The sequence below is a fragment of the Polaromonas sp. DSP2-3-2b2 genome, from assembly GCF_049895905.1.
GTDB lineage: Bacteria > Pseudomonadota > Gammaproteobacteria > Burkholderiales > Burkholderiaceae_C > Polaromonas.
In genome coordinates this window covers 18068-27779 of record NZ_JAFCTH010000030.1, presented here as the reverse complement: position 1 = coordinate 27779, position 9712 = coordinate 18068, and the positions used below count along the sequence as shown (strand labels likewise).

Here is a 9712-nt window from a genome sequence, read left to right as displayed (position 1 = left end):
CCAAGCATGGCCAACCGGGCACTGCCCGGGCCGGTGGACTACCCGCAGATTGCCGAACTGGCGCAGCGCGGCCTGGCCAGGGTGCAGCAGTTCTTTGTCATGCTGAACGAGCGCCTGGCTGAGCGTGACTTCATCGCCACCGACAGTTTCACTGTAGCCGACATCACTGCGGTGGTGGCCCTTGACTTTGCACGCGTGGTGAGAATCAAACCCGGCGAACAACACCCGCACCTGCAGAGCTGGCGAGCGGCGATGGCCCAGCGGCCATCGATGTCTGTCTAGCCGTGCTATGCCCAGAAGATCAGCTCAATGATTTGTGGCCCGCGACATCAAGCTTTGCCTTTATGGCGCGCTCGCGCTAAATTGACCGATCCCAAACGCTGCAAATCACAAGCGGCCCGGCGCCGAACCATTGACTTTTATGGTGCCCGCGTCAAGGCTGCGTAAGTACCCCTGACAGACGCCAAACACATGAGCCATCTGGAACACAGCCCGGTCAAGGCGGAACTGAGTTTCCGAACAGCGCCTGGATCAACTGTCTTTAGCGCAGTACCAGCACGGGAAGCCTGCTTTCAATGATGACGTTCTTGGTATGCGAGCCGAATACGAATTTCCCCACCCGGCTGCGCGAGTGCGTCACCATGACAATCATGTCGGCACCTGCTTTTTCTGCCTCGTCAACGATGGTCTGATCGACCGTGTAAGAAGTCACATGATGGGCGATGAACTGCACCCCTTTGGCTTTGGCGCGCGTTTCAAACTGCCCCAGCAAGGCTGTAGCGTGCGTTTCATTTTTGGATTCATGGTCTTTGATGCGGTTCATGAACTCACCACCTCGCGGGGTGTTCGTGGAAAGCGGCAGATCAGGCTCGACCACAAAGCCTGTGATGCGAGCCCCCAGTTGCACAGCGAGATCAATGCTGCCATCCATCGCACGGTGGGAGAGTTCGGAGCCGTCAACGGGCACAAAAAGATGCTTATACATGGGTCATGAATCCTGAATAAAAAAACAATGAGCGTCTGTGCTTTGAACACCAGGCGTCGCTCTGTAAGTTCAGTGTAGCCACTTCATGATTTCCTGAAATGCCATGACGAAGCGCCAGCGTCAAGCAGTGCAGCCACAAAGTAAAAAAACAGGCGGCTGGAATCGAGCCATCTTGACCTTGCCCCTGGATTGCGTATCCCATAACCGAGATCATGAACTGGCTTGCCTGGGCTGAGCCGCAAGCCAGGTTTGCTCGAACTCCATCGGGCTGACATAAGCCAGCATCGAATGCAGCCGGGCCTTGTTGTACCAGAGCAGCCACCGGTACAGTCCGGACTTCAACCCGATCGAGCAAAGCTTCGCCAAGCTCAAGGGCTTGCTGCACAAAACCCAGGCCCGCACGCTCGTGGCGCTCTGGAGCGCTATCGGTTCATTGATGGACCAGTTCAGCACCAGAGAATGCGAGCGCTTGCGGGTATTGCCAGTCAGGGTGATTCCGCTCTAGCGGCCTATTTCAGGCTAAAGAATTTTTAGCGAGTCAAAGCCAGTGCGCTCTGGGCAGCAGCAACGCGTTTACAGGCGCCCAAGCAGCAGGAACTCCATCAGCGCCTTTTGCACGTGCATCCGGTTCTCGGCCTCGTCCCAGACGACGGATTGCGGACCGTCGATCACTTCGGCCTCGACTTCCTCGCCCCGGTGCGCCGGCAGGCAGTGCATGAACAGTGCATCGGGCCGGGCGGCGCGCATCATCTCGCTGTCCACACACCAGTCGGCAAAGGCTTTCTTGCGGGCTTCGTTTTCGGCTTCAAAGCCCATGCTGGTCCAGACGTCGGTGGTCACCAGGTCGGCACCAAGGCAGGCCTGCATCGGGTCCTTGAAGACCTGGTAGCTTTCGGTCGAGCGGATGCCGGCAATCGACTGGTCCACCTCGTAGCCGCCGGGCGTGCTCAGGTGCACCTTGAAACCCAGTATCTCGCTGGCCTGCAGCCAAGTGTTGGCCATGTTGTTGCCGTCGCCCACCCAGGCCACTGTCTTGCCTTTGATCGAGCCGCGGTGCTCGATGTAGGTGAAGATGTCGGCCAGGATCTGGCAGGGGTGGAATTCGTTGGTCAGGCCGTTGATGACCGGCACCCGCGAATGTTCGGCAAAGCGGTTGATCTTGGTCTGCTCGAAGGTGCGGATCATCACCAGATCGACCATGCGACTGATCACCTTGGCGCTGTCCTCGATCGGCTCGGCGCGGCCCAGCTGGCTGCCTTCGGTGGTCAGGTTCACCACCGTGCCGCCCAGCTGGTACATGCCGGCTTCGAAGCTGACACGCGTGCGGGTCGAGGCTTTCTCGAAAATCATCACCAGCGTGCGGTCGATCAGCGGCTGGTGGCGCTCGTAGGCCTTGAATTTTTTCTTGATCAGGGCGGCGCGCTCGAACAGGTAGCCATAGTCATCGGCGCTCAGGTCGCTGAACTGCAGGTAATGCTTGAGGGGGGTGGGGGGGCTGGACATGCTCATGGTTTACACGCCTTCCTGCAGCAGTTGCTTGATCAGTGGGCACAAGATCGCCACGACTTCATCGGCTTCGGCCATGGTCATGATGAGCGAAGGAACCAGGCGGATCACGGTGTCGGCCGTGACGCTGATCAAGAGGCCGTTTTCAGCCGCGCGGCCGACCAGCATGCCGCAAGGCTTCGCCAGTTCAATACCCAGCATCAGGCCGCGGCCGCGGATTTCCTGCAAGCCCGGCAGGCCGCCGAGTTCGCGGGTCAGCCCGGCTCGCAGGTGGTCGCCCACCATGACCGCGTTGGCCAGCAAGCCTTCTTCTTCCATGATGCGGATGGTTTCCACGCCAGCCCGCATGGCCAGCGGATTGCCGCCAAAGGTCGTGCCGTGGTTTCCGGGCGCAAAGATGTGCGCGGCGCGGGGGCCGGCGACCACCGCGCCGATGGGCACGCCCGAGCCGAGGCCCTTGGCCAGCGGCATGACATCGGGCTTGATGCCGGCCCACTGGTGCGCAAACCATTTGCCGGTGCGACCCATGCCGCACTGCACTTCGTCGATCATCAAGAGCCAGTCGCGTTCGTCGCACAGTGCGCGTACCTGGCGCAGGTAGTCGCTGTCCATCGGGTGAACGCCGCCTTCGCCCTGGATGGCTTCAAAAAACACCGCCACCACGTTCGGATTGCCCTGGGTGGCCGCCTTGAGTTCGTCGATGTTGTTGATTGGCACGCGAATGAAGCCTTCCACCAGCGGGCCAAAACCGGCCTGAACCTTCGGGTTGCCGGTAGCGCTCAGGGTGGCGATGCTGCGGCCGTGGAAGGCTTTCTCGTAGACCACGATTTCCGGGAGTTCAATGCCTTTGTCGTGGCCGAACTTGCGCGCCAGCTTGAGCGCCGCTTCGTTCGCTTCCAGCCCGGTCGAGCAGAAGAACACGTTTTCAAGTCCCGACAACTCGACCAGCTTGGCCGCCAGCGTTTCCTGCAGCGGCACATGGTAGTAGTTCGAGCTGTGGATGATCTTGCCGACCTGGTCGCGCAGCGCGGCCACCAGTTGGGGATGGTTGTGGCCGACCGTGTTGACCGCAATGCCGCCCAGCGCATCGAGGTAGGACTTGCCGTTGACATCCCAGACACGGCAGCCCTGGCCATGCGAGAGGGCGATCGGCAGGCGGCCGTAGGTGTTCATCACATGCGGGGAGGCGGCTTCGATGTGATCGGGGAGGGCAGCGGTCATGGAAAACTCCGGGAAATGGGCAAACGACAAGGTGGCAGCGACAACAGATCAGCGCGCTTGAATTGATTTTAGGCGCACTCTGCAGGGGCTTTCTTGACGATGCTGCATCACAGCCATGCGCCGTCCGGAATTCGGCGGCCAGTGCCCGCACCGGTTCTGAGTCTTATATAAGATAGAATTCTTTTGCGACGCAGCATGGGGTTTATCCTTACCCTTGGCCCGCAAAAACCCCTCCATCCGATGGTCTTTAATTCCTCCAAAGAAGTCTTCATTCAGGGCATCACGATTGATGGCAAAACCTTCAGGCCCAGCGACTGGGCTGACAGGTTGTGCGGCGTGATGAGCCAGTTTCGTCCCGGCGGCCCGCAGCGCGGCAGCCACCTGACGTATTCTCCCTGGTGCGTGCCCACGGTGGTCAATGGCGTCAAATGCGTCGTGGTCAATGCCGAGTTGCGCGATGCCGAACCCATGGCCTGGGACTTTGCGCTCAATTTCGCCAAGGACAACAACCTGCAGGTGGCCGAGGCTTGCCTGCTGCCCGACGTGCCGAAACGCTGAGGCTTTTTTCCGTCCACTGATTTGTACAGACATGAAAAAACCGCCCGAAGGCGGTTTTTTCACTTTAGCTGCAGCGCACCCTACAAAACGGCAGACTGACCTGTTGAAAAGTCAGTCCGGGCGATTTGCCTGAATGATCAGGCGGTGGTGGTTGCGGTTTCTGGGGCAGGTTTCAGGGCCAGGGCTTTCACCTTGGCGGACAGGCGGCTCTTGTCGCGCGCTGCCTTGTTCTTGTGGAAGATGCCCTTGTCGGAAATCGTGTCCACAATGCTTTGTGCCTTGGCGAACAGGTCGCGAGCCTTGTCTTTGTCGCCGGCCAGGACGGCCTTTTCGACGTTCTTGACAGCGGTGCGGTATTTGGAACGCAGCGAGGTGTTCGCGGCATTGAGTTTGACGTCCTGGCGGACGCGCTTGCGGCCGGAGGCGAGACGGGGGTTCTTTTTCTTGGGTTTGGCGGTTGCCATAATAAATTTCCTTTAATCCTGGGAGGAGTCTGTGGATGATGCAGCAAAGCCCGCGATTATACGATAGCGGGCTTTTTGCCTGAAGCCCGCAGCGCGGTGTGCCTGGCCCAGGCTACCTGATGACGACGCCCCAGGGCAGCGTGCCCACGGCAATGTCGCGCAGCCGGACGTTTCGCACGGTGTCGATGACCGAGATGCTGTTGGACCGGCCGTTGGCGACATAAAGCTTTTTGCCATCGGGCGTCACGGCCATGTTCCAGGGGCGCTGGCCCACCGCGATGGTGGCAACGATGCGGTTGTCCCGCGTGTCGATCACCGACACGCTGGCTTCGCCGCCGTTGGAAACATAGACGCGGCTGCCGTCGGGGTGAACGCTGATGCCGTTCGAGCGCTGGCCCGCCTTGATGTGCGTGACCAGCTTGCTGGTGGAGGTGTCGATCACATAGACCTCGTTGCTGTTCTCGGTGGCCACGTAGGCGCGGCTGCCATCGGGCAGAAACCCGATGCCGCGCGGTCGCGCGCCCACGGCCACCTGGGCCACTTGCTCGCGCGTTGCCAGGTCGATGATGTCCACCGCTTCGCCTTCCTCGGCGCTGACGAACAGCTTGGTGCCGTCGGGGCTGAAGACCGCGTGCTCCGGATTTCGCCCCTTGACCTGAAGGTTGAACGCCACCTTGTTCGTCCGGGTATCGGTGATGGCCACGGCATTGCTTTCCTCGATGGCGGCGGCAATCCAGCGGCCATCGGGCGACGCATAAACCCCTTCGGGCGACTCGCCGAGCGCAATGGTCCCGGCGGCAGCGCGCATTTTCAGGTCGATCATCTGCAGCCGGTTGTTCGGCTGGTCGCTGACATAAAGCCAGTCACCGCTGATGGCCAGCCCGCGCGGCTTTTTGCCGGCCGGGATGGTCGCGACCACTTCGTCGCTGGCGGTGTCGATCACTGAAACCGTGCCCGATCCTTCGTTCGGAACATAGGCAAACGGCGCGGCGTTGACCACTGCCTGCCAGACAAGCAGCCCCGCTGCAGCCAGTCCTGCCAAGTGTTGGCGAATCTTCATGAGCGACTCCGGTGCGTCAAGGGTTGAAGGAATCCGGGCTGTATCGCCGTACCGGCGAGCGCTGCGGCAACATGCGGGAAAACACGGAATCATGGTTCACCAGCAGGTGTTTCAGCGCGGCAAGCACATGCACGATCACCAGGGCCAGCAGCAGCCACGAACTGACGATATGCAACTGGTTGAAGATGCCGTACACCAGCTTGCTGTCAATGCCCCACGGGGTGAGCTTGACAGTGCTGAAAAAGTGGATGCCAAACCTGCTGAAATTGGACGCGACGTAACCTGAAAGCGGCATTACCAGCATCAGCAGATACAACAGGTAATGGCTGGCCGCCGCAGCCTGCTGCTGCCAGGGCGGAACCGAGGCCGGAAGTGGCGGCGGCGCATGTGTCAGGCGCCAGCCAAGCCGCACCAGGATCACCAGCCCGATCAGCAGTCCGGTGCTTTTGTGCAGGTTGACAAAGTAGCCGCGCGCCGGAACGCCGCGCGGAATGGTTTCCAGGTACCAGCCGAAGGCAAACTGGCCGAGCAGCAACAAGGCGACAAGCCAGTGCAGCAGCATGGCAGTGCGGGTATAGCGTGCTTCCATGTCCGGGTCCGGCGCTGCCTGCCTAGCGCAGGCTGATGATGTAGTGCGCCAGGTTTTCGATGTCGGCTTCGCTCAGGGTCTGCGCCACGCTGGTCATGTTGCCCGCGTCGTTGGTGCGGTTTCTGGCCTTGAAATCCTTCAGCTGCTTGACGACGTAATCGTATTGCTGGCCCGCGACGCGCGGAATCTCGTTCTGGCCCGAGAACCCGCCGAGGTGGCACATGGCGCACAGGGTTTCGTCGGCCTTGGCCTTGCCCAGCTTGACTTTCCCGTCGTCGGTCTTGAAGCTGGACGGCCTGGCGGTTTGCGCGGCGAAGTAGTTGGCGATGTTGATCATGTCGTCGCGGCTGAGCGGCGCTGCCATTGGGCTCATCACCGGGTCAGTGCGCCGGCCTTCCTTGAAATCCTTGAGCTGGACGTAGAGGTAGCGCCAGGTCTGGCCGGCCAGGTTGGGGTAATTTCCAGTGCTTGAATTGCCATCGGCGCCATGGCAGGCTGCGCACGCCTGCGCCTTGGCGCGGCCGGCTTCAATGTCCTGCGCGGCAGCTGGCAGCCAGGCCAGCCCCGCCAAAAGGCCGGCCATGGCGATCGCTGAAAGCCTCGGCAATGTCAAGCTGGCTCCCTTCAGACGTTTAAACCGTCGCTGCATGGCTGGGACTAGCGCTGGCTTGCGGCGGTCTGGCCCGCAGCGGCGACGTTTTTAGGCAGTGCATAGACAAACATGGTGTTGCCGCGCTTGAAGTCGAGCTGGGTATTGCCGCCGCAGCCCATGGCCACGTACTGCCGGTCCTTGACGGTATAAGACACCGGCATCGCGTTGGCGCCCGCGCCGCACTGGTATTCCCACAGCAGCTTGCCGTTGCGGGCATCGAGCGCGCGGAACAGCCCATTGCCTTCGCCATAGAACAGCAGGTTGCCCGCCGTGGCCAGCGCGCCGCCGATCAGCGGCTGCGCGGTATCGAACTTCCATGCCAGCTTGCCGGTATCGACATTGACGGCCGCGACGCGCCCCCATTGTTCCTCGCCCTCGATGGTCTTGAAGGCGCCGCCCAGCCACAGCTTTCCGCCCGGATAGGGCGCCTTTTCGACGTGGTAGGTCATGGGCTGGTGCAGGTTGAGCGCATACGCCATGCGAAGCTTCTCGTTGACCGCCATCGGCGACCATTCCACGCCGCCGTTGGCGCCGGGCAGCATGCGCGCGCCCTGTTCCGTGGGCAACACCCACATGTTCTCCTGCGGGATCATGGCTTCGGAAAAGCGGATCAGCGAGCCGTCCCTGCGGTCATTCACATAGACATGGCCGGTCTTGCCGCCATGCAGCACCGCCGGCGTCATCTTGCCGGTCTTGTCCTTCACATCGATCAGGATGGGCGGGCTGACCGCGTCCAGATCCCACACGTCATGGGCGACATACTGGTAGTGCCACTTGTAGTTGCCGCTGTCCAGGTCCACGGCCACCAGCGAATCGGTGTAGAGGTTGTCGCCCGGCCGCTCGGCGCCATACAGGTCGGGCGAAGGATTGCCGACGACAAAGAAGATCGTCCGGGTCTTCAGGTCAACGGCCGGATTCATCCAGACGCCGCCGCCCAGCGTCTGGTAGAAGCTGCTGTCGCGCGCGAGTTGCTCTTTTTCGGCCTTGATGTCGCGGTGCATGTTGCGGCCGGTGGCATCGTTTTCGGCCCACACGCCTTCATGGCCCTTCTCGGGAATGGTGTGGAAGGTCCAGAGCAGCTTGCCGTCCTTTGCGTCAAAGGCCTTGACGAAGCCGCGAATGCCGTACTCGCCGCCATTGGTGCCGATCAGCACCTTGCCCTCGACCACGGTTGGCGACATGGTTTCGCTGTAGCCTTTTTCCGGATCGGCGATCTCGGTTTCCCACAGCAGCTTGCCACTTTGCGCGTCAAGCGCCACCAGCTTGGCGTCCAGCGTGCCCATGAACAGCTTGCCGCCCTCGATGGCAACGCCGCGGTTGTTGGGTCCGCAGCAGAAGGTGGTAAACGGCCCCATCTTGTGCTTGTAGTGCCAGAACTCCTGGCCTGTGGTGGCGTCCAGCGCATAGACGTGGTTGAACGAGGTGGTCATGAACATCACGCCATCGACCACGATGGGCGCGGTTTCCATCGACTCGCGCACCTCGGTCTGAAAGCTGAATTCCGGCCTTAGGTTTTTGACGTTGCCGGCGTTGATTTGCTGGCCGGGGTAATAACGGGTCTGCGCGTAAGAGCCGTTGGTTTGCAGCCAGTCCTTGGCCTGCTGGCCTGAATTGTTCAACTGCGCCTGCGAGACGTTGACGGCCTTGATGGCCGCTGGCGCGGCAGTCTTGCCTTTTTGCTGCTGTATTTCCTGCGCCTGTGCGGCACCCGCCACGCACAAGGCAAGCAGGGCGGCCAGCCCTGCGGGATGTTGGAGTCGAATCATGTTGCCTCCTCAAGCGTGGCCCCCGCCGCCATTCACACAGCGAGCCATGCTGTAGCGGGTGGCCATCACATGCAGCAGAACGACGCTGCCCCGGTTTTAATTTTTCAGATGCATGGATCGACTGAAAATTATCTGCCTGCGGTTTTTTTTGAGGGGCGGGCGCTGACTTCCTTTCAATTGTTGCAATTGCGTACGCAACGCCCGCCATTGCCCGAAGAAGCCGCTTCAGCTGTTGTCCAGCAGCTTGGCGGCGGCGCTGAAATTGCCTTCGCGTGCCATGTCGCCAGCGGTTTTTCCACGGTTGTCCTTCAGGCTGCGGTCGGCGCCCTGGTCGAGAAGAAAGCGCACGGTTTGCGCGTGGCCGTAGCCGGCCGCCCACATCAGAAGCGTCTCGTCATTGTCCAGCCGGGCATTGATCTGGGCGCCAGCGCGCAGGAATTCCGCCAGGCATTCGCTGCAGCCCACGCCGGCGGCATAGATGGCGGCATTTTTTTTGACGCGGTCCAGCGGCTCGATCCGGGCGCCGGCCGCCATCAGTTTGCGGACCATCGATGCATTGCCCTTGAAGGCCGCGCCCATCAGCGGCGTGACGCCCGAAATATTGGCCAGGTTGACATCGGCGCCGGCGCGCAGCAGCACGTCCACCAGCGCCTCGTTGCCCTTGCTGGCCGCCATGTTGAGCGGCGAGTCGCCGTTGCGGTCGCGCGAATTGACGGCCGCGCCATCGGCGAGCAGGGCCGCCACGCGTTCCGTGCGGCCGGCCTTGGCCGCCAGAACCAGTTCACCATTGATGTTGATCTTGTCCGCGCCCTGCTGCGCGAAAGCGGGCATGAAGGCCACGCCTGACAGCAGCAAGGCCAGAAATCCCTTCAAGGGCGAAACGGTTTTCATGACATCTCCTCTTCAAAAGT

At 61.2% G+C, this 9712-nt stretch carries 12 protein-coding genes; 3 read left to right on the top strand and 9 right to left on the bottom strand.

All coding sequences use genetic code 11. The features are described 5' to 3' along the window. The coding region (locus ACP7AD_RS17245) for a glutathione binding-like protein (protein ID WP_426166350.1) at window positions 1–282 on the top strand (282 nt) is incomplete at its 5' end. Between the two features lie 259 nt (window positions 283–541). Here the strand turns inward: ACP7AD_RS17245 and ACP7AD_RS17240 are convergent. Then, complete coding sequence (locus tag ACP7AD_RS17240) at window positions 542–985, bottom strand: universal stress protein (protein WP_426148936.1); 444 nt, start codon at window positions 983–985, stop codon at window positions 542–544. A 301-nt stretch (window positions 986–1286) separates the two neighbouring features. Here ACP7AD_RS17240 and ACP7AD_RS17235 point away from each other — a divergent pair, with 301 nt between their 5' ends. Continuing rightward, a complete protein-coding gene (locus ACP7AD_RS17235; RefSeq protein ID WP_426148965.1) occupies window positions 1287–1490 on the top strand; it encodes a hypothetical protein in 204 nt (67 codons plus the stop codon). A gap of 68 nt (window positions 1491–1558) precedes the next feature. Here ACP7AD_RS17235 and argF read toward each other — a convergent pair whose 3' ends face one another. Both argF and ACP7AD_RS17225 read right to left on the bottom strand, forming a co-directional pair. Beyond that, window positions 1559–2488 carry an ornithine carbamoyltransferase gene (gene argF / locus ACP7AD_RS17230; RefSeq protein WP_426148938.1) on the bottom strand — a complete coding sequence of 310 codons (930 nt, stop codon included), beginning with the start codon at window positions 2486–2488 and terminating at the stop codon, window positions 1559–1561. Between the two features lie 9 nt (window positions 2489–2497). Next, window positions 2498–3712 (bottom strand): aspartate aminotransferase family protein, encoded by a 1215-nt coding sequence (locus ACP7AD_RS17225; RefSeq protein ID WP_426148940.1) that lies wholly within the window; start codon window positions 3710–3712, stop codon window positions 2498–2500. Between the two features lie 240 nt (window positions 3713–3952). On the opposite strand from ACP7AD_RS17225, the gene ACP7AD_RS17220 reads away from it, so the two are divergent. Next, complete coding sequence (locus ACP7AD_RS17220; protein ID WP_426148942.1) at window positions 3953–4270, top strand: DUF3579 domain-containing protein; 318 nt, start codon at window positions 3953–3955, stop codon at window positions 4268–4270. A gap of 137 nt (window positions 4271–4407) precedes the next feature. Here the strand turns inward: ACP7AD_RS17220 and rpsT are convergent, their stop codons facing one another. The 6 genes from rpsT to ACP7AD_RS17190 all read right to left on the bottom strand — a co-directional run bounded on the left by rpsT (window position 4408) and on the right by ACP7AD_RS17190 (window position 9692). Further along, complete coding sequence (gene rpsT / locus ACP7AD_RS17215) at window positions 4408–4734, bottom strand: 30S ribosomal protein S20 (protein WP_426148943.1); 327 nt, start codon at window positions 4732–4734, stop codon at window positions 4408–4410. A 112-nt stretch (window positions 4735–4846) separates the two neighbouring features. Next, window positions 4847–5794 carry a beta-propeller fold lactonase family protein gene (locus ACP7AD_RS17210; RefSeq protein WP_426148944.1) on the bottom strand — a complete coding sequence of 316 codons (948 nt, stop codon included), beginning with the start codon at window positions 5792–5794 and terminating at the stop codon, window positions 4847–4849. Window positions 5795–5810: 16 nt separating this feature from the next. Further along, on the bottom strand, window positions 5811–6383 hold the full coding sequence (locus ACP7AD_RS17205; protein ID WP_426148945.1) for a cytochrome b: 573 nt from the start codon (window positions 6381–6383) through the stop codon (window positions 5811–5813). 22 nt (window positions 6384–6405) lie between these two features. Beyond that, entirely contained in the window at window positions 6406–6966 is a 561-nt protein-coding gene (locus ACP7AD_RS17200; protein ID WP_426148946.1) for a c-type cytochrome, read from the bottom strand. A 74-nt stretch (window positions 6967–7040) separates the two neighbouring features. Next, a complete protein-coding gene (locus ACP7AD_RS17195) occupies window positions 7041–8801 on the bottom strand; it encodes a pyrroloquinoline quinone-dependent dehydrogenase (RefSeq protein WP_426148947.1) in 1761 nt (586 codons plus the stop codon). Between the two features lie 225 nt (window positions 8802–9026). Then, window positions 9027–9692, bottom strand: coding sequence for an ankyrin repeat domain-containing protein (locus ACP7AD_RS17190; protein WP_426148948.1), 666 nt, complete (start codon window positions 9690–9692; stop codon window positions 9027–9029). Between the last annotated feature and the right edge of the window lie 20 nt (window positions 9693–9712).